Genomic DNA, 23,829 nt, shown 5'->3' with positions numbered 1-23,829 from the left:
ACGCCGATGGCCTGCTGTTTGATCTCGTCGCCCAGCTTCGACGGGCTCGACTTCGGGCGACGCGACTTCGGCTCGAGCGCCGCCGCCGGTCCTTCCTCGACGGCTCGCTTGCGGATCGCGTAGAACGTCTTGCGGGAGATGCCGTGCTCGGCGCAGAACGTTCTCACCGCCCCGCGAGGGGCATCATCGGGCCACTGCGTGATGGCGAGACGGACACGGGGATCAACGGGCTCAGACGGGGTCACACACCAATCCGACCGGCCGAAGTGTCACCACCAAGACCCTGAGAAGCGTCACCGATGTCCTGATGCAGAACTGTCACCGAAGTCCTGCGAGATGACAGACAGGACTAGCAGTCGGAACGAAACCCAGTCCGATTCAGTTCCTCAGGGTCGTGTCGCCGTAACAACCTCCCCGGACATCACACCTAGACGGTGTTTCTCCAACAGAAGAAAGCACTGGCCGCGCATAGGCCCGGTCCATAGACTCGATACCGCCCCCGCAGATCCCGGTTCTCCCACCAACGAAAGGGCCTGTTCACATGAACAAGCAGTCCATCTTCGGCCGCATCTCGAACCTCATCCGTGCGAACGTCAACTCGATGATCGACCAGGCGGAGGATCCGGAGAAGATGATCGCGCAGCTCGTGCGCGACTACACGAACAACATCGCCGACGCCGAGTCGGCCATCGCCGAGACCATCGGCCAGCTGCGCCTGCTGGAGCGCGACGTCGAAGAAGACCGTCAGACCGCGTCCGAGTGGGGCAACAAGGCCCTCGCCGCGAGCCGCAAGGGCGACGAGCTGCGCGCCGCGGGCGACGCCGCCGGCGCCGACAAGTTCGACAACCTCGCCAAGGTGGCTCTGCAGCGCCAGCTCTCGGCCGAGAACGAGGTCAAGTCGACCGAGCCGCAGGTCGCGCAGCAGAACGAGGTCGTCGACAAGCTGAAGAGCGGCCTCGACGGCATGAAGCAGAAGCTCGTGCAGCTCAAGAACAAGCAGTCCGAGCTCACGGCCCGCGCGAAGGTCGCGGACGCGCAGAACAAGGTGCACGACGCGGTCAAGAGCATCGACGTCATGGACCCGACGAGCGAGCTCGGCCGCTTCGAGGAGAAGGTGCGCCGCCAGGAGGCGCTCGCCACGGGCAAGGCCGAGCTGGCCGCGTCGAGCCTCGACGCGCAGTTCGAGTCGCTCGAGGACGTCGGCGAGCTGACCGAGGTCGAGGCGCGCCTCGCCGCGCTGAAGTCGGGCGGAACGGCCGGTTCGCTCACCGCGTGAGAGTCCGAGGGGAAGGCGTCGCCGACAGGCGGCGCCTTCCGCGTTTCCGGGGCACAATCGACCCATGACACGCTTCGTCGTCGCACCGCAGTGGCAGGGATCCCCGTCGACCCGAGCGATGGCGCTCATCGACGGCGCCGACGCGATCTCGGGGGATCTCCCGAGCTCGGCGTGCGTGCGCGTCGAGGTCCCCTACGAGGCGGGCGAGGCGCTCGGCACGGGCGTCGCCCGCGCGAGCACGCTGCAGCGCGTGCGATCGCACATCCTCGACGCGCTGGAGGTCGCCCGCGGCGAGCGCGTCGTCACGGTCGGCGGCGACTGCGGCGTCGCGGTCCCCGCCATCGAGCACGTCGCAGGCGAGGATCTCGCCGTCGTCTGGTTCGACGCGCACGGCGACCTGCACACGCCCGAGACGTCGCCGTCGGGGGCGTTCGGCGGCATGGCCCTGCGATCGGTGCTCGGATCCCCCGCCGCGGGCCTCGAGATCCCGGCCGGGCGGATCCTGCCCGAGCGCGTGATCCTCGCGGGGGCGCGCGCGTTCGACGACGCCGAGGCGGAGTTCCTCGGGGCCTCTCCCCTCGTGCGCGCCGACGATCGGACGGTCGTCGAGGCGGTCCGCCGCTCGGGCGCGAGCCGGCTCTACGTCCACGTCGACCTCGACGTCCTCGACCCGGCCGAGCTCGCCGGCGTGAGCGACGCTCAGCCCTTCGGCATGACGGCGGCGGGGCTCCTCGAGGCGATCGCGGGGCTGCGCGAGGCGCTGCCGCTCGTCGGCGCGTCGGTCGCGGGCTTCGCGCCGCGCTCGCCCGAGGCCGCCGTCGACGACATGGGCACGATCCTCCGGATCATCGGGGCGCTCGCCCGGGGCTGAGCGCGGGCGCCGGGGCGCCCGCGCCTCCCGCTACCGCTCCTCGATGAGGCGGCGGGTGACGATGATGTCGTCGTCGCCGAGCCCGCGCTCGACGAGCTCGTCGAAGGCCGCGCGGAGCGCCGGGAGGAGCACCGCGTTGGTGCTCGTGGCCTCGGCTGCGTCGTTCGCGAACCGCAGGTCCTTGACCATGTACTTCGCGACGCCCGAGGGCGAGTAGTCGGCGGCGACGAGCTTGTCGCGGCGGCTCGCGAGGAAGTTCGACCCGGCGTAGCCGCCGCCGAGCAGGTCCCACAGCTGGGCGGGGTCGATGCCGCTGCGGGTCGCGATGACGGTGGCCTCGGCGAGCGCCATCGCGGTCGACGAGACGACGAGCTGGTTGCAGGCCTTCGCGACCTGGCCTGCGCCGAGCGGGCCGAGGCGCACGGGCGTGCCGCAGGCGTCGAGCACGCGCGCCGCGAGCGCCGCGTCGTCCTCGGATCCGCCGAGCATGATCGACAGCGTCCCGGCGGTCGCGCCGTCCTCGCCTCCCGAGACGGGGCTGTCGACGACGCGCACGCGCCCCTCGGTCTCGCGCTCGAGGCGCTCGGCGAGCTCGCGCACCCCGATCGCCGACGACGTCGACCCGATCAGCAGGAGGATGTCGTGGTCGGCGCCGGCGAGGAGCCCGTCGGGGCCCGCGAGCACCTGTTCGAGCTCGGGCAGGTCGGGGAGCATCGCGACGACGACGTCGCTCGCGGCGGCGAGGTCGCGGGCGCTCTCGTGCCAGGTCGCGCCGGCGGCCTCGAGATCGTCGTAGCGGCGCGTGCGGCCCGTGATCGCGAGGGATCCGTGGGCCTCGACGAGGTGGCCGGCCATGGGGCGGCCCATGGAGCCGAGCCCGATCATGCCCACGCGGGGCGAAACGTCATTGTTCAGCATATGGAACACCGTACACACCTGTGTATGCTTTGCGGAAGACCGCCGCATCGAAGGGGATGTCATGACCGAGGATGTCACAACCGAAGCCGCAGCTCGCCTGCGCGTCGCCGTCGCCGCAGATCTGTCCGAGGATCTGTGCCGCGAGATCGAACGCCTCGAGCCTCGCCTCGAGGTCGTCCGCGACCACCAGCTGTACCGCCCGATGCGATGGCCGGCCGACTGGGGCGGGGATCCCGCGCACGAGCGCACCGCCGAGGAGCAGGAGCGCTTCGACGCGCTCGTCGACGACGCCGACGTGCTCTTCTCGATCCCCGACACCGACCCCGCGGCGCTCGCCCGCACCGTCCGGGCGAACCCCAAGCTGCGCTGGGTCCACATCATGGCCGCGGGCGGAGGCGCCCAGGTGAAGGCGGCCGGCCTCACGGCCGACGAGCTCTCGCGCGTCGCCTTCACGACGAGCGCCGGCGTGCACGGATCGACCCTCGCGGAGTTCGCCGTCTTCGGCGTGCTCGCGGGCGCAAAGCAGCTCCCCCGCCTCCAGGAGGCGCAGGCCGCGAAGCAGTGGGACGACCGCTGGACGATGCGCCACCTCGACGAGATGAAGATCCTCGTGATCGGGCTCGGCGGGATCGGCAAGGCCGTAGCGACGCGCTTCCACGCCTTCGGCGCCGAGGTCTGGGGCACGAGCCGCTCGGGCCGCCCCGTCGAGGGCGTCGACCGCCTCGTGAGGATGGAGGAGATGCCCGACGCGGTGTCGCAGGTCGACGCCATCGTCGTGACGCTCCCCGGAACCGAGCAGACCGAGCACCTCCTCGGCGAGGACCTGCTGTCGCGGGCGAAGCCCGGCGTCATCGTCTCGAACGTCGGCCGTGGCACCGTGATCGACGAGAAGGCCCTCCTCGCGGCCCTCGAGGACGGCCGCGTCTCCTACGCGGCGCTCGACGTGTTCGAGGTCGAGCCGCTCCCCGAGGACAGCCCCCTCTGGAGCCACCCGCGCGTGCTCGTGAGCCCGCACACCGCGGCCCTGTCGACGCAGGAGGACGCCCGCATCGTGCGCCTCTTCGCCGACAACGCACGGCGCTTCCTCGACGGCGAGCCGCTGCGCAACGTCGTCGACACCGTCGAGTTCTATTGACGCATGACCGACACCCCGCGCGATCCCGCGCCCGCCGTCAGCCGCGCCCTGAAGATCCTGACCGCCCTCGAGCAGTCGGAGGGTGTGCCGCTGACGCTGAGCGAGCTCGCGCGGGTCGTCGGCATCGCGAAGTCGTCTGCGGCCAACCTCTGCACATCGCTCGAGGACGGCGGCATGATCGAGCGCGACGCCCGCGGCTACCGGCTCGGCCGGCGCACGGCCGAGCTCGGCGGCGCCTTCGCGATGCAGTTCAACCAGGTCCGCGAGTTCTTCGCCATCTGCGCCGCGAGTGAGGACCTGCATCGCGAGGTCGTGCAGATCGCGATGCTCGACGGATCCGACATGCTCTACCTCGCGCGCCATGAGGGCACGGGCGCGCACCGGCTCGGCACGCCCCTCGGCTCCCGCCTCCCCGTGACCCAGAGCGGCACGGGCCGCGCCCTGCTGTCGGCGCTCGGGGGCGAGGAGCTCGACGAGGTTCTCGCGGGCGCGACGTTCGACCGGATCACGCCGCACAGCGTCCGCAGCCGGCGGGATCTCCTGCCGCTGCTCGCCGAGGCTCGCGAGCGCGGCTACACGGTCGACCGCGGATCCTCGTTCGACGGGATCACGGGCGTCGCCGTCCCGCTCCCCGCGTGGAGCCCGAGCGACCCCCGCCTCGCGATGGGCGCGGCGCTGCCGAGCGACGGCGCGACCGACGAGCGGATCGCCCGCGTCGGGGCCGCCCTCATCGAGGCGGCGCACCTTCTGACGAACCCCCTCGCGGTGCGCGCCTGACGCATTTTGCGTCCAACGTGTTGCACACCGTTCCATATTTGGTACGCTGACTCAGCCTCGCACCGCGCGAGCGTCTCATCAAGGGAGATGACGTGAGCACATCGACGATGACGCTGAACACCGCCGAAGACCCCGAATACGCGGCGAACCTCCGCCGTGCCACCCTGGCCTCGAGCGTCGGCAGCGCGCTCGAGTACTTCGACTTCGCGCTCTACGGCCTCATGACCGCGCTGGTGTTCAACCAGCTGTTCTTCAACCCCGACGACCCGGCCATGGGCGTCATCGGAGCGTTCGCCGTCTTCGGCGTCGGCTTCGTCGCCCGCCCCTTCGGCGGACTGATCTTCGGCGCCATGGGCGACAAGATCGGCCGCAAGTGGGTCCTGATCATCACGATCCTCCTCATGGGCGGCGCCTCGACCGCGATCGGCCTCCTGCCGACCTACGAGGCCGTCGGCGCGTGGGCCGCGTGGCTGCTCGTGGCGATGCGCCTCCTGCAGGGCCTCGGCGCCGGCGCCGAGCAGGCCGGGGCGACGGTGCTCATGGCCGAGTACGCGCCCGTGAAGCAGCGCGGCTTCTTCGCCGCCCTGCCGTTCATCGGCATCCAGGCGGGCACGCTGCTCGCCGCCGTCGTCTTCTCGGCCCTCACCCTCATGCCGGAGGACGCGTTCCTCTCGTGGGGCTGGCGCGTGCCGTTCCTCTGCTCGTTCCTGCTGATTCTCGTCGCGATCTTCATCCGCATGCGCCTGCGCGAGACCCCGACCTTCGTCGAGCTCGAGAAGAACGACGATGTCGTCGACCGCCCGTTCCACGACATCTTCACGAAGGGCATGCCCGGCGTCATCGCGGGCATCGGCCTGCGCATGGCCGAGAACGGCGGCTCGTACATCTTCCAGAACGTGTCGCTCGCGTTCGTCGCCGGCACGTTCATCGCGAACCCCGTCGACCGCGGCATCGCGACCTGGGGCGTGACGATCGGATCCCTCATCGGCATCTTCTCGGTGCCCTTCACCGGCTGGATCTCCGACCGCGTCGGCCGCCGCCCCGTCTACCGCTTCGGCGCCGTGTTCACGCTCCTCTTCGCCTTCCCGGCCTGGTGGATGCTCTCGCTCGGCAACCCCGGCCTCACGGTCGCGGTCATCGCGATCGGCATCGGCGTCGCGGTCAACTCCATGCTCGGCCCGCAGTGCGCGCTCCTGCCCGAGATGTTCGGCAACAAGCACCGCTACCTCGGCGTCGCGATGGCGCGCGAGATCTCGGCCGTGCTGGCCGGCGGCCTCGCGGGCGTGCTCGGCACCTGGCTCCTGACGCTCACGAACGGCAACTGGGTCGTCATGGGCCTCTACCTCGCGACGCTCGCCGCGATCACGACGGCGTCGACCTTCCTGGTCCCCGAGACGCGCAGCCGCGACCTCCTCCGCACCGAGGACGCCGTGCGCGTGTCGATGGACGAGAAGGACACGGGCCTGGTGACCGTCGTGAAGGCGGACGCCCGATGATCCTCGCGCGCATCGAGACCCCGGCCGGCGTCGTCCACGCGACGCCCGCCGGGGACGGCCTCTGGCAGCCCGTCACGGACCCGTACGCCGCGTTCGCCGCGGGATCCGCCCCCGAGCCCGTCGGCTCGCCTGTCGCGGGCACCCCGCTCGCGGCCTCGACCCCGACCGTCGTGGTCGGGATCGCACAGCCCGCGGAGCCGGGCGGCGAGCCGGGCGCGTGGCTCAAGAGCCCCCGCACCGTCACGGCCTCCGGCGTCGACGTCGTGGCACGCCGCGACGCGGGCCGCGTCGTGATCGAGGGCGAGGTCGCCGTCGTGATCGGCAAGCCGACCGCGGGCGTCACGGCCGAGAACGCGCACGAGTTCGTGCTGGGCGTCACCGCCGTCAACGACGTGTCGAGCCCCGACCGCCCCGACGTGCGCAACTTCGAGGTCAAGGGAGGCGAGGGATACACCCCGCTGGGCCCGTGGATCGACACCGACGCCTCGCTCGAGGACGCGTCGCTCGTCGTCGCGATCGACGGCGTCGAGCGCGTCGCGACGGGCGCCGCCGACCTGGCGGCATCGGTCGCGCAGTGCGTCGCGTACGTCGCGCACTGGGTCGAGCTCGGCCCCGGCGACGTCATCATGACGGGCGCCCCGCTCTCGGGCTTCACGATCGAGCCCGAGGCGACGGTCGAGATCACCGTCGCCGGCGTCCCGCTCGTCAACCGCTTCGTGTGACGCCGTCCGCTCAGGCGCGCTTCCTGCGCCTGAGCGGACGGAACACCACGAGGCCCCACGCCGCCAGGGCGGCGAGGACGACGGGGATCCACCACGGGAACGGCACGCCGGGGGCGTCTGGCAGGGCGACGGGGCCCGGGTCGTCGACGCGCTCCGCGTGCACGAGCAGCCGGTGCGTGTTGATCCCGATCGGGGTGCAGGTCACGAGGGTGAGGAGATCCTCTCCCGGGACGACCCCGAGCTCCCCGATCTCGGTCGGGTCGACGACCTCGCTGCCCGTCACGCGGTACACGAGGTCGCGGTCGAGGACGTCGATCGTGATCTCGTCGCCCGGCTCGAGCTTCGAGATGTCGGTGAACAGGGTCGCGTCGGGGATCCCCGAATGCCCCGTCAGGACGGCGTGGGTTCCGACTCCGCCGACGGGCAGAGACGACCCGTACAGGTGCCCGACCCCCTCGCGCAGGGTGTCATCGGTGGTGCCGTGCCGGATCGGCAGGTCGACGCCGATCGCGGGAATCGTGATGCGCCCCATCACGCCGTCCGGATCGAGGGCGAGCTCGTCGAGGTACTCGCGCGCCGCGTCGTCGAGCGGCATCGACTGCGCGCCCTCCGTGTTGCTGAACGGGTCGACGATCAGGCCGCGGACGTCGTCGGCGTTGTACGCGTCGGCGGCCGAGAGCGACACCGCCCGATCGGCGGGGTCGATCCGCATGCTCTGCTCGACGTAGGCCTCGACGACGTGCGTCGACCGGACGGCCGAGAACCACGAGGCGATCGTCGGGTAGAGCATGACGAGCACCCCGAGCAGGGCGAGCGAGGCGAAGGCCGCACGCCGCCGTGGGGACGGCCCCGAAGGACCGTCCCCACGGCGGGTGCGACGGAGAGGCGCCTCAGGCGCCAGCGTCACGCGCCGATGCTCGCGGAGGCGCGGCGGCGCGAGCGCACGGTGAGCGCCACGACGCCGACGAGGACCATGGCGAGGCCGACGATCACGAGGCCGGCCGTGCCGGATCCGCCCGTGAGCGGCAGGTGGAACGCCGGGGTCTGCGCGTTGGCGACCTTGACGACGACGGCGTCGGCGACCGCGCCCGCGGTCACCTCGACCGCGATCGGCTCGTCGCTCAGCTCGTAGCCCGCGGGCGCCTCGGTCTCGACGACCCAGTAGGTGCGGGTGTCCGACTGGCCGGTCTGGAGAACCGTAACCGCGTCGCCCGCGGCGTCGGTCGTGAGGCCCTCGACGACAGGCGAGGCGTCGGTCGAGGTCGAGGGATCCACGGCGTACACCGAGAAGACGGCGCCCTCGAGGGTGCGCGACTCGTCGCCCTCGGCGTACTTGAGGATGCGCAGCGCGCCCCACTTCGTGTCGACCTCGTTCGAGTCGTTGCCGTTCGTGCGGTCGGGGTCGTTGATGAACACCGTCGCGGTGTTCGGGATCACGCCGTCGCCGAGCGAGAGGACCGTCGTCGAGAGATCGATGACGACCTGCGCCGAGGCTCCCGCGCCGTCGAGGAGAGCGAGGCCCGCCGGGGTGAAGGCCACGACGACCTCACCCGTCTCGCCGGCCGCCGGGGCGGTCAGCTCGTAGTGGGTTCCCGCCTCGAGGGCCGTGGTGCCGCCGTCGACGAGCGAGACCGCGAGCTCCTGGTAGCCGAGGCGCTCGTCGAGCGAGTCCGAGATCGCGTAGTCGGTGTAGTGGGTGCCCTCGGGAAGGAGCGGCACCGCCGAGGTGATCGTCCAGTCGACGGTGTCGCCGAGGACGACGGCGTCGCTGTCGTCGACGGCCTTCGTCACGCTGCTGAGCGCGTTCTTGGGGTAGACGTGCACGTCGTAGTTCCAGGCGCCGTCGCCGTCCGCCTGCGGCAGGGCGACGAGGAAGGGGATCGCGGGCTGCACGATCGGGTTGTCGCCCGATCCCGTCTCGCGGACGAGATAGAGGCCGATCTCGACCTGGTCGTCGCCGAAGGTCACCGAGCCGTCGGCGCCCGTCGTCCCGCTGATCTCCGCGCCGAGCGCGTCGGCGGGGATCGACGACGCGTCGAGATCCTGCGCGAGCTCCCATCCGGCGTTCGTCAGGAGATCGACCGACGTGACGCGCTGGATCGTGAACTCGACCCCCTCGAGTGCCTGGGCGCCGGCGGGCATGTCGGCGGGGTCGATGACGTGGCCGTCGTTCTCGCCGAGCTCGCCGTCGGGCTGGACGTACTTGTGGACGGTGAGGCTGACGGTCTCATCGGGGTCGATGTTGCCGGGTCCTGTCGCCGCGCTGGCCGGCATCGCGAGGCCCAGGGTCGCCAGGGCGGCGACCGTGAGCGCCGCCGCGCCGCGCAGCGCGGATCGGAGCGTGTTCGGGGACATGCGGTTTCTCTTCTCTCAGGGGGGTTCTGGTGTGGGGCTGGTGGGGACGGGGGTCAGGGGCGCCGGGCGCGGCGGGCGGACAGGGCCCACACGCCGATTCCGACGAGGAGGATCAGGGCGCCGCCGGCCAGGTAGGGCCAGGAGCCCGTCCCCCCGGCGTCGGGCAGGATGATCTGCCGCTGGGGGTTCTCGACGGGGGAATCGAGGACGAAGTCCAGCGCGGCGCCGCTGATCACAGCTGTGAAGGACGGGGCGGGATCCGCGAGCACGTATCCCACGGGGGCGGCCGTCTCGGTGACGGTGTACTCGCCCCAGTCGAGGCCGTCGACGAGGAACGAGCCGCTCAGGTCGGCGTCCTCCACGACGAGCGGGGCGTCGGCCGGGTAGCCGGGTCCCGTGATCTGCCAGGTCGATCCCGCGAGCGGGCTGCCCGCCGGCGATCCGTCGCCGACGGTTCCCGAGACGGCCTTGCTCCAGGCGATCGATCCCGTCATCCGCTCGTTGACGAGACGGTACGTCTCGTGGTCGAGGGCCGCGACGGAGATCTGCACGCCCTCGGCGTCGGGATCGGCGTCGGGCGCCTCCTCCCACGACGCGTCGGAGTGCGGGTCGTCGCCCGTGAGCACCTGCAGGGTCGGCCGGTATCCGGCGGGGCCGTCCTCGGAGACCGTGTAGGTGTGGTCGGGCCGCACGTTCACGGTGCTCGCGCCGTCGACGTCCTCCTCGGCGCCCGTGACGACGCTCGCCTCGAGGCCCGAGACGCCCTCGGCGGGGCTCGCCGTGAGGCTCCAGTCGGAGGCCGTGTCGCCGCCGTCGATCGGGTCGACGACGTGCTTGAGGAGCGTGATCGACGCGGTCTGGTTCACGGCGGTGCAGCGCATCGCCTGGCCGAGCGGCACCGTCGCGCCGCCGTCGGCGCCGTCGATCACGTCGGAGATGACGGCTCCGTCGGCGTCGACGAGGACGCACTGCCAGCTTCCCGTCGAGTCGGGGAGCGCGAGTGGGCGCGCCCGCTCGTCGACCTGCGCGTAGCGGGGGTCGCCGCCCGACTCGGCGAGCGCGTAGGTCGCGTCGGCGGTCACGACGCCCGTCGCCTCGGGCGATCCCGTCGCCCCACGAGGGCCGGCCGCGGCGCCGCTCGGCGCGATCGCGTCGAGCGTCCAGTCGGTCGGGTCGGCGCTTCCGCCCTCGACCTGCTTCACGAGCGTCAGCTCGCTCGTGCAGGTGATCTCGTTGCGCACGACGATCGTGTTGTGCTCCTGGTCGAGGGCGATCCGGGTGAGCGCGTCGTCGGCCGGCGCCGCGTCGACGGCGTACGCCATGTCGAGGGAGACCGCGTCGCCGTTCACCTCGACGATGGTCGCCTCGACGAGCTCGCAGCGCTGCATGTCGCCGAACGACATCGCCTCGCCGATCCCGACGTCGTCGCCGACCTCGTAGCCGTCGCGGATCGTCGCCCAGTCCTGCGGCTTCGCGGCGTCGGATCCGCTGCTCGTCAGCGCCAGCTCGGCGCGGAGCGCGTCGGGCTGGTCGCCGTTCGCGTACTCGGTCCCGTTGACGACCCAGGTCTTGTCGACCTGCACGTCGGCGGGGTGGCGGTCCTCGGTGTTGTACACGGTGCAGTTCACCTGCTCGCCGGCCTCGACGGTGAGGGAGAATCCGGGGTTCGCGAGGTCGTCCGCGAGCACCGTGATGTCGCGCGGGGCGTCGGATCCCTCGGACCGAACGGAGCACTGGGCCGAGACGAACGCGTACCCGTCGTGCTGGGCCTCGCGGATCTCGATCCGCTCGTCGGCTCCGTCGCTCATGCTCAGGGGGAACGAGACCGTGCCCGTCCCGTCGTCGATCGTGGTCCGCGTCGCGGGATCCTCGATCGTGCCGGCGTCGTCGCTCGAGGCCGTGAACGACCAGCCCGCCCCGGCAGGGACGGCGCCCGAGACGTCGCCGTCGGCGGCGTCGCTCGGGACGAGCATCTTCGTGACGTTGAGCGACGAGGCGCACTGCTGCTCGATGAGCGACCGCAGGGCGGCGCCCGCGTCGCTGACGTCGGCGATCTGGTAGTAGTCGGCGTCGAGGGCGTTGCCCTGCGCGGGGTCGTACCTCACGGGGCCCGAGAGCGCCTGCAGGTTGCGGGCCGTCGTGGGATCCGTGATCCCCGTGCCGACGCCCACCGCGAGCACGCGGGTGCCCTTCGCCTTGAGCGCGTTCGCCGAGAAGACGGCGTTCTCGACCTCGCGGTCGCGCGTGAAGTTGCCGCTGCCGCTCACGGACGAGTCGCCGCTCGTCGGGTTCGGCCCGTACATCGTCGGGTTGCCGTCGGTGATGACGATCGCGACGTCGTAGTGGCCCGTCGCGCCGGGCGCGCCCGCGGCGACGGCCGGGACGTAGAGGCCCTGGTCCCAGTTCGTGCCGCCGCGGATCGCCTGGCCGGCGAGCGTCGGGGTGACCCAGTTCCGGTAGCTCGACTTGAAGGCGTCGGCTCCGGCCTGCGTCGAGACCGACGTGAGCTGCGGGACGTTCGCCTGCGACGTCAGAGCCGGCGAGTACGAGCCGAAGCTGAACAGCGACATGCGCGACGGCGTCCCGACGAGCGCGTCCACGAGGGTGCTGGCCTGGCCCTTGAGGGCGTCCAAGTCTCCGTTGTTCGAGACGGAGTTCGACAGGTCGAGCACGAGGGCCACGTCGAGGCCGCAGGCGAGGGGCAGCTCGGGGTTCGCTCGCGAGACCTGCCACGTGCCGCCGGACGCCGTCCGGGTCGCGGCGGTGTCGGTGCTCGCCGTCGGGGACGTCGTGAGCATGAATCCGACGGTCGACGTGCTGCTGTAGGTGCTGCGGGCGGTGAGCTCCGGAGTGCGGAACCGGTAGGCGGTGCTCTCGGAGTTCGCGCCGCTGCCGTCGCCCGTGCGGATCGCGTCGTTGAGGAACCAGCCCGCCGGGGCGCTCTCCTGCGTCACCCAGAACTGCGCGTTGCGGTTCGCGCCGCCGCCGTTCGTGTTCGGCACGACGAAGCTGCAGTCGCCCGCGCTGTCGGAGACGCAGCGCGCCCACCCCGCGCCGTCGCCGGCGACGCCGTCCGGGCGCGTGCCGTTCGGCGCGGAGGCGGAGCCCCGCTCGAGGTGCAGGACGACGCCCGCGAGGCCCGCGACGCTGGTTCCGCCCGTGCGATCGCCGCCCACCTTGACGGTGACGACCGACTGCGAGGACGAGGGCGTCGGAACGGCGGCCGTCGCGGCGTCCGCGGCGCCGAGGGGCGTCGCGGGGAGCCCGACGATCGCGAGGATCATCGCGGCCGCGGCGGCGACGATGCCCGCACGCGAGCTCACAGCTCTCTTCTTCATTGGGTCACTCCCTGTCCGATGACGGCGCCGCAGGTGCTGTGGCGGCGCAGAGACCGGGCAGATCCGACAGACCCGTCCCGTTCGCCGACCGCGACGCTACGGCGCGAGAGGGGCGCGATCGGGGGCGAGAGGGAAACCCCCGTGGAGACCACGCGGAACTCCCAGTGGCCCGCGACCTCACCTCGTGCAATCCACGGGCAGAAAGCACCGGCGGATCGACCCATGAGGTATCCTTATCGCGTCAATTCGGTGCACCCGGGGGGAGTTGTGCCTGACCCGGCGACAAGACAACCGGCTCGTAAACCGTCAGAGTTCTTTTGAGGGTTCCGCCCCGGCAACTGCGGGGAGCTTTTTGCCCATGTCGTCCTCTTCACAGAATCTGTTCGGGCGCGATCTCGAACTCGAGCGCGCCAGGTCGCGTTTCGCCTCCGCCCTCGAGTTCCGCGCCCAGGCGATCACGATCGAGGGGCCGCCGGGCATCGGCAAGTCGGCGCTCGCGCGGAACCTCGCGTGGGAGCTCATGGCCGACCCGCAGTGGCGCGTGATCGTGGTGCCGTGCCTCGACGGCGACCGCGCGAAGCCCGGCATCGTCGCCGAGCGCATCGTGTCGGCGATCGACGCGCCCGTCTCGGCGGGCGATCCCCTCTCCCGGCTCATCGAGGCCTTCAACAGCGAGGCGATCGCCACCTGCCTCGTGCTCGAGGACCTGCAGTGGATCGACGACGAGACCTCCGAGGCGATCTGGCGGGTCGCCGAGAACTACCAGTCGGCCCGCGCCCTCTTCATCGCCACGGCACGCACGGGATCTTCCCCGCTCTTCGAGCGCGTCAAGCGCTTCTCCGCGACGGGGTTCCACGGCGCGCACCTCTCGCTCGGCCCGCTCGACGAGGACGCCGTCCGGGCCCTCGCGAGCGCGCGCCTGGGCGTGCCCGCCCCGCGCGGGCTCGCGGGCCGGCTCCACGACGCGACGGGCGGCTCCCCCCTGCACGTCGACATCGCGCTCGACCACCTCGTGTCGGCCGCGCCGGGACGGCGCAGCCTCGACGCCGCTCTCGAGGCGCTCGACGACGGGACGTCGCAGCGATCGCGGCGCTTCGAGGCCGCGACGGCCGACGCCCTCGCCGCCGAGAGCCCCTCGGTCCGCGCCGCGCTCGAGCTCCTCGGGTTCGCCGATCGCGCCCTGCCGTTCACCTTCATCGACGACGAGCTGGAGGCAGAGGGCCTCGCACTCGTGGACGCCTGGGAGCTGCGCGCGACGGGCCTCGTGGCCTTCGCGGGCGACGCCCGCGTCCGCCCCGTCCACCGCGCCGCGTCGAGCGCGATCCGGCTCGCGACGGCGCGCAGCCGGCGCTCCGCCCTCCACCAGGCGCTCGCGACGGTCGGAACGCGGAAGCAGCGGCTGCCCCACCGCCTCGCGATCCTCGGGCGCTCCCCCAGCCCCGAGACATCCGCGGCGCTCGTCGACGACCTCATGCAGGTGGGCGCCTCCGACGCGCACGACGGGCACTTCTCGGCCGCCTTCGGCTGGTTCGGCGCGGCGGCGGCGATCACGACGTCGCCCGAGCCGGTCGTCGCCGCGATACGGGCGGCGGTGGCGGCAGACAGGCTCGCCCTGCTCGCCCGGCTCGACGCCGACGCCGTCGCGTCAGCGGAGCCGGCCATCCGGGTCGCGATCTCGGCCCTCCTCGCGATCGAAGATCGCTCGCTCACCCGCGCGTTCGCCCTCATCGACGGCGTCGTGGGCGCCCCGTCGTCCGCCGGAGGGGCCCTCGTTCTCGCGGCTGCGGCGTCGCTCGCCGCGCGATCCGCGTTCTGGCTCGGCGACATCGAGGTCGGGAAGCGCGCCTCGGCCGCGCTCGCGGACGCGCTCGATCGCATGGCCGAGGCGCCGGGCGACGCGGGCGCGCAGGGCGCGGCCGGCACGGGCGAGCTCCTGGGGCTCGCGGGGGTCCTGCGGTACTGGTCGGCGTTCGGCGCGGCCCGCGGATCCGCGGCGAGCGCGGCGCCGCCCGAGATGACGTCCCTCGCCGATCGGATCGCCGAGTACCCGTCCGCCGGGTTCATCCAGCAGGGCGTCCGCACGATCGCGGGGGCCGTGCTCCAGCGGCGCGGGAGCATGCGCGAGGGGTACGAGCAGCTGAGCCTCGCGGCCGCCGCCCCCGCCGAGCCCCGGCTCCGGGCGCACGCGCAGACCGAGCTCGCGCTCGTCCGGTTCGCGGCCGGCGAGCTCGGCGAGGCCGAGCGGGCGGCGACGCTCGCCCTCTCGAACACGCTGATGGACTCGGACGGGCCCGACGCGCTCTTCACCTACGCCGTCGCCGCGCTGGTCTCGGCCGTCAAGGGCGACACGGAGGCGGCCGCGGCTCACCTCGACCGCATCGACGCCGCGCCGACCCGCTTCTCCGCCGCGCCCGTGGTCGGCGCCACCGCCTCCCTGGCCCGCGGGTGGTGGGCCTTCCGCGACGGAGACCACGACGAGACGGTGCGCCACCTCCGGGCGATCGACGAGAACCGGATCGGCTGGTGGATCGTCGGGCTCCCCGCGACGATGCTCCTGGCCCGCTCCCTCGCCGCGACGGGGCGCCACGACGCACTGCCGGCGCTCGTCCGCCGCATCGAGGATCCGGCGCGCCGATACGACGAACGCGCCTGTGCCGCGCTCGTCCGCTACGCGCGGGCGTGGGTGTCCGCGGGCGACGGCGACGGGGCTGCCGCGGCCGCGCACCTCCTCGCCGCCGTCGACGGCTTCGACGCGCTCGAGCCGATCTGCGCGCCCGAGGGCGGGGCAGCGGGCGGCGGGCTCCGCCTCTACCGGTCGATCGCCGCGCTCGACGCGGCGGCGCGCCTCCGCGCGGAGGCCGGCGACGCATCGTCGCCGGCCGTGCTGCGCGCCAGGGAGCTCGCCGTCGAGGCGGCGCAAGAGTTCGAGCGCGCCGGGCTCGGACGCCTCGCCGCCGAAGCCCGAGACGTCGCGTCGACTGGCGGCGCCGCCGCGTCCCCCGCCTCCGGCGCCCGCGGCGGCGCCGCGACGCCCGTGTCCCTGCCGCCCGCGATCGTCGAGCTGCTCACGCGGAGGGAGCTCCAGATCGCGTCGCTGGTCAACGACGGCTTCAGCAACCGCGAGATCGCCGACGAGCTGTTCATCTCGGTGCGCACCGTCGAGTTCCACGTGCACAACGTGCTGCGGAAGCTCGACGTCGGGTCGCGCTCCGCGCTGCGCCGCCTCATGCGGGAGACGGACTGCCCGACGTGATCGGGCGGGCGCCGATCAGAGGTAGGCGGCGACCTCGGGGGTCGTCATGATCCGCGCGCGGTCGACGCCGCGGCGCGACGTGAGGTGGTCGACGATGTCGGCCGTCGCGACGAAGCCCGCGAGGAGGGTGATCGTCGGGGCGTGCTCGTCACAGATGACCTCGTCGGCGTAGGCCGTGACGGCGCGCGTCAGGGCGAGGCCCGTGCCGCAGAATCGACCGGTCCCCGGCTCGCCGCGGCGGGCCGAGCGGTCGAGCCACGTGACGCTCATGCGCGCGGGGACCGCGAGATCCGAGACCCACGTCGCGTCCGGGACCTCGACGAAGACGCGGCCCGTCGCGCAGAGCGGCAGCGTCGCGAGGAAAAGCTCGAGGTCGACGAGCGAGTGCTCGTCTGCCGTGACGAGGTGCTGGGCCCGCGCGTGCCGGCGCGAGCGACAGGTGATGTCGTCGTGCGTCTCGGCGAGGGATACGGCGGTCATGATCCCGCCAGGATACACCGGTAGGTGAGGCTTACCTCACAGTCCCTCGGGTCTCACAGCCGGCTCATGCGGAGGCGAGGGGAGGGACGGGGTACCGCCCCGCGATCGTCAGGCGGTTGAACGCGTTGATCGAGATCGCGATCCAGCTGACGGCGACGTACTCCTGCTCGGTGAGGACCGCGCCGACGCGGTCGTACACGTCGTCAGGGATCCCTCCCTCGTGGATCAGCGTGTGCGCCTCGGCGAGCTCGAGCGCCGCGCGCTCCCGCTCCGCGAAGACCCCCGACTCGCGCCAGGACGAGAGCTGGCCGAGCTCGTCCATCGTGACGCCCGCCTTCTGCGCCCGCTCGACGTGCACGCGCAGGCAGTACGCGCACCCGTTGATCTGCGAGCACCGCAGCTGCACGAGCTCCCGCAGCCGGTCGTCGACGCCGTACTCGCGCGCCGTGCGGCCGACCTCCTTCGAGAACGCGTCGAGGGACTGGTAGACGCCCATCGCCGACTTAGCCAGATGCACTCGCTGTTCGCTCATGCGCACACCGTATCGAGGAGCGAGCCGGGACGCGAAGAAGATCACTCTGCACGCCACAACTGCTAACTATTGACGAATACGCTGAGCTCAGCACTCTGGAAATGCGCACTTCTGCGCCTGATTTCCGCGCGGGGCTCGCGAGGCCCCACAATGGCCGCAACCACAGCACCCCCGTTCCTCGCGCGAAGGATCCCCGTGACGACACCCCCCGAGCGGCTCTCGCTCACCCTGCCGGACGGCCGCTCGCTGTCCGCGCTGCGCACGGCGGCCGCGCCCCGCATCGTGCTCGTCCACGGGGCCGGCCTGAACGCCCGCACCTGGGATCGGACGATCGCCGCGCTCGGCGGCGCGATCCTCGCGATCGACCTCCCAGGCCACGGCGACTCGTCGTGGCGGGAGGACGCCGACTACTCCCCCGCCGCGCTCGCGCCCGACCTCGCGACGGCGATCGAGGCGTGGGCCGACGCGCCGGTGCACCTCGTCGGCCACTCGCTCGGCGGCATGACGGCGACGCTCGTCGCGTCAGACCGCCCGGACCTCGTGAGCCGTCTGACGCTCGTCGACATCCTGCCCGGCGCCTCGGCGCAGCAGGGCGCCGACGGGCTCGTCGAGTTCTACCGCCGCATCGAGTTCGATTCGGTCGACGACGCGACCGACTACGCGATGTCGTTCGGCCTGGGCGGCGAGCGCGCCGACGCGCGGCGCGGCGTCGAGCTCAACACCCGCATGCGCGCGGACGGGAAGGTCGAGTGGAAGCACCACATCGCCCACGTCCTCTCGCCCGTCGTCGACATGCCGCGCGGCATGCCGGCGTTCGGCGACGACCTCTGGGACGTGCTCGGCCGCGTCGCCGCGCCCGTCGAGCTCGTCCGCGCGACCCGCGGCATCCTCACGGACGACGCGATCGCCCGCCTCGCCCGCGTGGCCCCGGGCGCCGTCGTCCACGACGTCGACGCTCCCCACAACGTGCAGGAGACGGCGTGGGCAGAGCTCGCCGCCCTGCTGGCCGAAACGAAGGATCCCGCATGACCCTGCGCCGCACCCTCACGGCGGGGGCCGTCTTCGCCGCCTCCGCTCTCGTCCTCGCGAGCTGCTCGGGGGGATCCGGCGGACCCGCCTCGGGCGATGTCGACCCCGACGCGACCCTGAACGTGGGCCTCGTGACGGCGCCGACGAACCTCGACATCCGCTCGACCTCGGGGGTCGCCCTCGAGCAGGCGCTCGTCGGCAACGTCTACGAGGGCCTCGTCGCGCGCGACGACGGCGAGGACGTCGTCCCCGCGCTCGCCTCCTCGTGGGACGTCTCGGACGACGGGCTCACCTACACCTTCGACCTCGAGACGGGCGTCACCTTCCACGACGGCGCCGACATGACGGCGGGCGACGTCGTCTGGTCGCTCGACCAGGTGCGCGGCGACGCCGGGGCGATCGGAAGCTCCGACCTCGCGTCGGTCGCGTCGGTCGACGCGCCCGACGACCAGACCGTCGTCATCACCCTCGCGGAGCCCGACCAGGATCTGCTCTTCGCCCTCACGGGCCCCGCGGGCATCGTCCTCGACGAGGGCGACGACACCGACATGCGCACGGCCGAGAACGGCACGGGCCCCTTCACGCTCGGTGAATGGAACCAGGGCGACAGCATCGTCCTCGAGCGCTACGACGGCTACTGGGGCGACGCGGCCGGCGTCGCCGAGGTCGTCCTCAGCTACTTCGACGACACGGCCGCGATGGTCAACGCGGGGCTCGACGGATCCCTCGACGTCCTGGCCGCCGTCGACAACGAGCTCGCGCCGCAGCTCGAGGACGGCTTCGACGTCACGACGGCCGACACGACCGACAAGTTCATCCTCGCCTTCAACAGCGGCGCCGCGCCCCTCGACGACCCGCGCGTGCGCGAGGCCCTGCGCCTCGCGATCGACCACGACGCGATCGTCGCGGCGGTCGGCACCGCGACGGCGCAGTACGGCCCGATCCCGGAGCTCGACCCCGGCTACGAGGATCTGTCCGACACCCTCTCGTTCGACCCCGACGAGGCCCGCAGTCTGCTCGCCGAGGCCGGAGCGCAGGACCTCACGCTGACGCTCACGATGCCGAACCACTACTCGACGACGGTCTCGAACCTCGTCGTCTCGATGCTCGCCGACGTCGGCGTCACGCTGAGGATCGACCGCGTCGAGTTCTCGACCTGGCTCAACGACGTCTTCAGCCCCGATACGCGCGGCGACTGGCAGCTGAGCTACGTCGACCACGTCGAGGCGCGCGACTTCGCGACCTGGACCGACCCCGACTACTACTACGCGATGAACGACGAAGACGCCCTCGCGCAGGTCCAGGACCTGTACGCGCAGGCCATGCGGCAGACCGACGCCGACGCCTCGGCAGACCTGCTCGCGCAGGCGGCCCGCGTCGTCGCCGAGCAGAACCCCGTCGACTGGCTCTACACGTGGAAGGTCATGATCGCGACGGCCCCCTACGTCCACGGCTTCCCGACGTGGTCGCCCTCGTCGCGCCTGCCCTTCGCGGGCGTGACGGTCGACGCCGCCTGACGCCGTGGTGCGATACGCGCTGACGAGGGCCGCGCTCCTCGCGCTCGGCCTCGTCGTCGCGAGCGTGCTGATCTTCGCGACCCTGCGGGTCCTCCCGGGCGACGTCGCGCAGATGATCGTCGGCACCGAGGGGACCGCCGCGCAGGCGGCGCGGATCCGCGCGGAGCTGGGCCTCGACCAGCCGCTCATCGCGCAGTACCTGTCGTGGACGGGCGGGATCATGCGGGGCGACTTCGGCGACTCGCTGCTCACGGGATCCCCCGTCCTCGGAGAGCTCGCCGACAAGGCCCGCGTCACCCTGCCGCTCGGCCTCCTGGCGCTCGCGATCGCGGTCGTCATCGCGGTGCCGTTCGGGGTCCTCGCGGCGCTCCGGCGGGGTCGCCCGTCGGGTGCCGCGATCGGGGTCGCGTCGCAGATCCTCGCGGCGGTGCCCGTCGTGTGGGCGGGGATGATGCTCGTCGTGGTCTTCGCGATCGCGCTCGGCTGGCTGCCGGCGCAGGGCTTCCCCCGCGGCGGGTGGCGCCACCCCGGCGCCGCGCTCGAGTCTCTCCTCCTCCCGGCGATCACGATCGGGGTCGTCGAGGGCGCCCTGCTCATGCGCTTCGTGCGCAGCGCGACCCTGACGGCGCTCGGCCAGGACTTCGTCCGGACGGCGGCGGCGAAGGGCCTCACCCGCACGCGCGCCCTCCTGCAGCACGGCCTGCCGAGCGTCGGCCTCTCGGTCATCACGGTCCTCGGCGTGCAGATCGCGGGGATCCTGGTCGGCGCCGTCGTCGTCGAACAGCTCTTCAACCTCCCGGGGATCGGGCGCATGCTCGTCGCCGACGTCGGGTCGCGCGACCTCGTGAAGGTGCAGGGCGAGCTTCTCGTCCTCACGGGCTTCGTGCTCGTCGTCGGCTTCGTCGTCGACCTCGTCCATCACGCCCTCGACCCGCGGCAGAGGGAGGCGTCATGAGGAGCCTCTGGCGCATCGGAACGGGCCGCACCGCCCTCGTCGTCCTCGCCGCCGTGACGCTCACGGCGCTCGTCTCGCTCCTCTGGACGCCGTTCGACCCGCGCCACGCCGACGCCTACGCGCGCTGGGCGGGGCCGGGCTGGCCGCACCTGCTCGGGACAGACGACTCGGGCCGCGACATCCTCTCGAACCTCATGGCCGGGGCGCGCGTGACGGTCGCGGTCGCGCTCGGCGCGGGCGCCGTCGCGATCGCGGTCGGCGTCCTGCTCGCGGCTCTCGGCGCCCTGACGGCCCGGCCCGTGCGCGAGGTCGTCGCGGTCGCGGTCGACATCCTCATCGCGTTCCCCGTCCTCCTCATCGCGATGATGCTGTCGGCAGTGTGGGGCGGATCCCTCTGGGTCGTCGTCTGGGCCGTCGGCATCGGATACGGGGTCAACATCGCGCGCGTCGCGCGCGGGGAGCTCCGCCGGCTGAACCGCGCCGACTTCGTCCTCGCGGCGCGCGCCTCGGGCCTCACCCGCGGCCAGATCCTCGCCCGGCACCTGCTGCCGAACGCGGCGCCCGTGTTCATCGTGCAGCTCTCGTGGTCGATGGCCGCGGCCGTCCTCGCCGAGGCGGGCCTGTCCTACCTCGGCTTCGGATCCCCCGCCGCGACGCCCAGCTGGGGCCTGCTGCTCAGCGAGCTGCAGAGCTACATCGCGCAGCACCCCCTGAGCGTCGTGTGGCCGGGGCTCGCGATCACGGTCACGGTGCTCGCGCTCAACTTGCTGGGCGACGCGCTGCGCGACGCGACCGACCCCGCGCTCCGGTCACGGGAGGCGGCGTCATGACGCTCGAGGTCGAGGATCTGCGTATCGAGATCGGCGGAAGGCCCGTCGTCGACGGGCTGTCGTTCGCCGTGCCCGACGGCGCGCGCCTCGGGCTCATCGGGGAGTCGGGATCCGGCAAGTCGCTCACGGCCCTCGCGGTCCTCGGGCTCCTGCCGGACGCGGCGAGCGCGACGGGATCCGTCCGCTGGAACGGGCGCGAGATCCTCGGGATCCCGGACCGCGACCTCGCCCGCCTGCGCGGCGACGAGATCGGCATGGTGTTCCAGGAGCCGCAGACGGCGCTCAACCCGATCCGCACCGTCGGGCGCCAGATCGGCGAGCCCGCGCGGATCCACCGGGGCGCGTCGAAGCGCGAGGCCGCGACGCTCGCGGTCGAGCTCGCGCGGCTCGTCGCGCTGCCGGACCCCGAACGGATCGTCTCCCGGTACCCGCACCAGCTCTCGGGCGGTCAGCGGCAGCGCGTGGCCCTCGCGATGGCCCTCGCCTGCGAGCCCGACCTGCTGATCGCCGACGAGCCGACGACGGCGCTCGACGTGACGATCCAGGCCGAGATGCTCGAGCTCATGATGGGTCTCACCGCCGAGCGCGGCATGTCGCTCGTCTTCGTGACGCACGACCTCGCCGTGCTGGCGCGGGTCGCGACCGACGCCGTCGTGCTCGAGCGCGGCCGCGCCGTCGAGCGCGGGCCCGTGAAGCGGCTCCTGACGGCGCCCGAGCACCCCGTGACGCAGGGGCTCCTGCGCGACGCGACCGCGACCCTCTGGAGGGCCGGATGACCGATCTCATCGTGGCGCACGGCGTCTCGCGCTCGCACCCCGTGCCCCGCCGCACGCTCTTCGAGCGGCGCGCGACGTCTGTCGCGCTCGAGCCGACGAGTCTCACGATCCGCGCGGGCTCGTCGCTCGGGATCATCGGCGAGTCGGGCTCGGGCAAGTCGACGCTCGTCCGGCTCCTGCTCGGCCTCGAGACCCCGACGACCGGGACGGTCGACGTCGGGGGGCGACTCGTCGACGCGTCGGCGCCCGCCCGATCGCAGCGGTGGCTGCGGCGCATGACGGGCGTCGTGTTCCAGGATCCGTACGCCTCGCTCGACCCGCGCATGACGGTCGGGCGCATCGTCGCCGAGCCGCTGTGGGCGCTCGGCGTGCCGGGCGACCACCGCGCCCGGGTCGCGGAGGTCCTCGGCCAGGTGGGCCTCGGAGCCGACGCGACCGAGCGGTACCCGCACGAGTTCTCGGGCGGCCAGCGGCAGCGTGTCGCCCTCGCGCGGGCGATCGCCCACCGCCCCGCGGTGCTCTTCGGCGACGAGCCTCTCTCGGCCCTCGACGTCACGGTGCGCGCGCAGATCCTGCGCCTCCTCGGGGAGCTGCGGCGCGAGACCGGCATGACCCTCGTGCTCGTGAGCCACGACATCGGCGTCGTGCAGAGCCTCTGCGAGCAGGTCGCGGTCATGAAGGACGGAGCGATCGTCGAGCAGGGCGCGACCGCGGAGGTGCTGAGGCGGCCAGCAGACCCCTACACCCGGCGTCTCCTGGCCTCGATCCCGACGCTCCCGTAGGCGCGGCTCAGGCCCGCGGCGCGACGACGCCGCTCAGCGGCGCGGGGACGACGGCGCCGTACGGCTGCAGGTCGACGCGGCGCGCTCCGCAGGGGCACGAGACGTAGCGGACGACGCCCTCGGACGTCGCGTGCGCCGACGCCGTCGCCCAGGCGTGCTCGTGCGCTGTCGCGTCGACGGCTTCGGGCAGCGGGAGGGAGCGCGTGGTGGGCATGATCCGAGTCTGATGTAATGCCCTTATGCATCTCAACCCTTACGGGGAGTACGCGGTCCTGCTCGCGGGCTCGCTCGCGAACGACTGGCCGGCCGATCGCGCCGCGCTGTTCGAGCGCACGCGGGAGTTCGGCATGACGCTCGCGTGGCCCGAGGAGGAGGACGACCACCCCCGCACGCGCGCCGTGATCGACGGCTGGCTCGAGGTCGTCGACACGCCGAGCGATGCCGTTCGAGCCGAGGCCCTCAACGAGCGCATGGCTCGAGCGGCGGCGTACCCGCGGATGACCGACCACGACGGCCAGGGCTGGCACCTGCACTACCGCGCCCCCGATCGCTCGATGCCCGACGCGCTCGCCTCCGTGATCGCGGTCGGCACGGCGCTGCACCTCGTGACGCGCGGGATGCACCGGCTCGGGAGGTGCGCGGCGGATCCGTGCACGCGCGTCGTGGTCGACGTCACGCGGAACGGGCGGCAGCGCTACTGCTCGACGCGGTGCGCGAACCGCGCGGCCGTGCGGCGGCACCGCGCACGGATCAGGAACGAATAGACGTATCTTTCTTCTCTCGCAAT

Annotated in this window: 22 protein-coding genes; 14 read left to right on the top strand and 8 right to left on the bottom strand. The window is 72.6% G+C overall.

Annotated elements, in window-relative coordinates:
• Positions 1-245: helix-turn-helix domain-containing protein (locus H576_RS16370; protein ID WP_156888182.1), on the bottom strand; the 245-nt coding region annotated here is incomplete at its 3' end.
• A gap of 296 nt (positions 246-541) precedes the next feature.
• On the opposite strand from H576_RS16370, the gene H576_RS0108590 reads away from it, so the two are divergent.
• A complete protein-coding gene (locus tag H576_RS0108590; protein WP_029150602.1) occupies positions 542-1,276 on the top strand; it encodes a PspA/IM30 family protein in 735 nt (244 codons plus the stop codon).
• Between the two features lie 64 nt (positions 1,277-1,340).
• Positions 1,341-2,147 carry an arginase family protein gene (locus H576_RS0108585; protein WP_029150601.1) on the top strand — a complete coding sequence of 269 codons (807 nt, stop codon included), beginning with the start codon at positions 1,341-1,343 and terminating at the stop codon, positions 2,145-2,147.
• 30 nt (positions 2,148-2,177) lie between these two features.
• On the opposite strand, the gene H576_RS0108580 is transcribed toward H576_RS0108585, so the two are convergent.
• Positions 2,178-3,065 carry an NAD(P)-dependent oxidoreductase gene (locus H576_RS0108580; protein WP_029150600.1) on the bottom strand — a complete coding sequence of 296 codons (888 nt, stop codon included), beginning with the start codon at positions 3,063-3,065 and terminating at the stop codon, positions 2,178-2,180.
• A gap of 61 nt (positions 3,066-3,126) precedes the next feature.
• Here H576_RS0108580 and H576_RS0108575 point away from each other — a divergent pair, with 61 nt between their 5' ends.
• The 4 genes from H576_RS0108575 (at position 3,127) to H576_RS0108560 (ending at position 7,195) form a co-directional block, all read left to right on the top strand.
• A complete protein-coding gene (locus tag H576_RS0108575) occupies positions 3,127-4,200 on the top strand; it encodes a D-2-hydroxyacid dehydrogenase (protein WP_029150599.1) in 1,074 nt (357 codons plus the stop codon).
• A 3-nt stretch (positions 4,201-4,203) separates the two neighbouring features.
• Positions 4,204-4,977, top strand: a complete 774-nt coding sequence (locus H576_RS0108570; protein ID WP_029150598.1) for an IclR family transcriptional regulator — start codon at positions 4,204-4,206, stop codon at positions 4,975-4,977.
• A 107-nt stretch (positions 4,978-5,084) separates the two neighbouring features.
• On the top strand, positions 5,085-6,473 hold the full coding sequence (locus H576_RS0108565) for an MFS transporter (RefSeq protein ID WP_029150597.1): 1,389 nt from the start codon (positions 5,085-5,087) through the stop codon (positions 6,471-6,473).
• A complete protein-coding gene (locus tag H576_RS0108560; RefSeq protein WP_029150596.1) occupies positions 6,470-7,195 on the top strand; it encodes a fumarylacetoacetate hydrolase family protein in 726 nt (241 codons plus the stop codon). The genes H576_RS0108565 and H576_RS0108560 overlap by 4 nt, the downstream gene beginning before the upstream one ends.
• Positions 7,196-7,205: 10 nt before the next feature.
• Here H576_RS0108560 and H576_RS15010 read toward each other — a convergent pair whose 3' ends face one another.
• The 3 genes from H576_RS15010 to H576_RS15000 are packed head-to-tail and all read right to left on the bottom strand — an operon-like array spanning position 7,206 to position 12,873.
• Positions 7,206-8,102, bottom strand: coding sequence for a class C sortase (locus H576_RS15010; RefSeq protein WP_156888181.1), 897 nt, complete (start codon positions 8,100-8,102; stop codon positions 7,206-7,208).
• Complete coding sequence (locus tag H576_RS15005; RefSeq protein ID WP_051172470.1) at positions 8,099-9,550, bottom strand: SpaH/EbpB family LPXTG-anchored major pilin; 1,452 nt, start codon at positions 9,548-9,550, stop codon at positions 8,099-8,101. The genes H576_RS15010 and H576_RS15005 overlap by 4 nt, the downstream gene beginning before the upstream one ends.
• A 53-nt stretch (positions 9,551-9,603) precedes the next feature.
• On the bottom strand, positions 9,604-12,873 hold the full coding sequence (locus tag H576_RS15000) for a SpaA isopeptide-forming pilin-related protein (protein WP_051172468.1): 3,270 nt from the start codon (positions 12,871-12,873) through the stop codon (positions 9,604-9,606).
• A gap of 373 nt (positions 12,874-13,246) precedes the next feature.
• Here H576_RS15000 and H576_RS0108540 point away from each other — a divergent pair, with 373 nt between their 5' ends.
• The gene (locus tag H576_RS0108540; RefSeq protein WP_029150595.1) at positions 13,247-16,141 is read left to right on the top strand and encodes a helix-turn-helix domain-containing protein; all 2,895 of its coding nucleotides are present in this window, start codon (positions 13,247-13,249) and stop codon (positions 16,139-16,141) included.
• Between the two features lie 15 nt (positions 16,142-16,156).
• Here the strand turns inward: H576_RS0108540 and H576_RS0108535 are convergent, their stop codons facing one another.
• Positions 16,157-16,621 (bottom strand): SIP domain-containing protein, encoded by a 465-nt coding sequence (locus H576_RS0108535; protein WP_029150594.1) that lies wholly within the window; start codon positions 16,619-16,621, stop codon positions 16,157-16,159.
• Positions 16,622-16,685: 64 nt separating this feature from the next.
• On the bottom strand, positions 16,686-17,153 hold the full coding sequence (locus H576_RS0108530; RefSeq protein ID WP_029150593.1) for a carboxymuconolactone decarboxylase family protein: 468 nt from the start codon (positions 17,151-17,153) through the stop codon (positions 16,686-16,688).
• A 195-nt stretch (positions 17,154-17,348) separates the two neighbouring features.
• Between H576_RS0108530 and H576_RS14995 the strand changes: the two genes are divergently transcribed.
• Genes H576_RS14995 through H576_RS0108500 form a run of 6 tightly spaced genes read left to right on the top strand, consistent with a single transcriptional unit; the run spans position 17,349 to position 23,042 of the window.
• Positions 17,349-18,182 (top strand): alpha/beta fold hydrolase, encoded by an 834-nt coding sequence (locus tag H576_RS14995; RefSeq protein WP_245559146.1) that lies wholly within the window; start codon positions 17,349-17,351, stop codon positions 18,180-18,182.
• Positions 18,179-19,699 carry an ABC transporter substrate-binding protein gene (locus tag H576_RS0108520; protein ID WP_029150592.1) on the top strand — a complete coding sequence of 507 codons (1,521 nt, stop codon included), beginning with the start codon at positions 18,179-18,181 and terminating at the stop codon, positions 19,697-19,699. Before H576_RS14995 ends, H576_RS0108520 begins: the two co-directional genes overlap by 4 nt.
• Positions 19,700-19,703: 4 nt before the next feature.
• Positions 19,704-20,654 carry an ABC transporter permease gene (locus H576_RS0108515; protein ID WP_029150591.1) on the top strand — a complete coding sequence of 317 codons (951 nt, stop codon included), beginning with the start codon at positions 19,704-19,706 and terminating at the stop codon, positions 20,652-20,654.
• Positions 20,651-21,484 (top strand): ABC transporter permease, encoded by an 834-nt coding sequence (locus H576_RS0108510; RefSeq protein WP_029150590.1) that lies wholly within the window; start codon positions 20,651-20,653, stop codon positions 21,482-21,484. Before H576_RS0108515 ends, H576_RS0108510 begins: the two co-directional genes overlap by 4 nt.
• On the top strand, positions 21,481-22,260 hold the full coding sequence (locus tag H576_RS0108505; protein WP_029150589.1) for an ATP-binding cassette domain-containing protein: 780 nt from the start codon (positions 21,481-21,483) through the stop codon (positions 22,258-22,260). The genes H576_RS0108510 and H576_RS0108505 overlap by 4 nt, the downstream gene beginning before the upstream one ends.
• Positions 22,257-23,042 carry an ABC transporter ATP-binding protein gene (locus H576_RS0108500; protein WP_029150588.1) on the top strand — a complete coding sequence of 262 codons (786 nt, stop codon included), beginning with the start codon at positions 22,257-22,259 and terminating at the stop codon, positions 23,040-23,042. Before H576_RS0108505 ends, H576_RS0108500 begins: the two co-directional genes overlap by 4 nt.
• Positions 23,043-23,049: 7 nt before the next feature.
• Here the strand turns inward: H576_RS0108500 and H576_RS0108495 are convergent, their stop codons facing one another.
• Positions 23,050-23,256: a hypothetical protein gene (locus H576_RS0108495; RefSeq protein WP_029150587.1), complete on the bottom strand. Its 207-nt coding sequence runs from the start codon at positions 23,254-23,256 to the stop codon at positions 23,050-23,052.
• Positions 23,257-23,281: 25 nt separating this feature from the next.
• On the opposite strand from H576_RS0108495, the gene H576_RS0108490 reads away from it, so the two are divergent.
• Positions 23,282-23,806: a CGNR zinc finger domain-containing protein gene (locus H576_RS0108490; protein ID WP_029150586.1), complete on the top strand. Its 525-nt coding sequence runs from the start codon at positions 23,282-23,284 to the stop codon at positions 23,804-23,806.
• Positions 23,807-23,829 lie beyond the last annotated feature (23 nt).

The organism is Microbacterium indicum DSM 19969 (assembly GCF_000422385.1).
In the GTDB taxonomy this organism is placed as follows: domain Bacteria; phylum Actinomycetota; class Actinomycetes; order Actinomycetales; family Microbacteriaceae; genus Microbacterium; species Microbacterium indicum.
The sequence above is the reverse complement of the archived record's forward strand: the minus strand, read 5'-3'. Positions and strand labels throughout refer to the sequence as shown.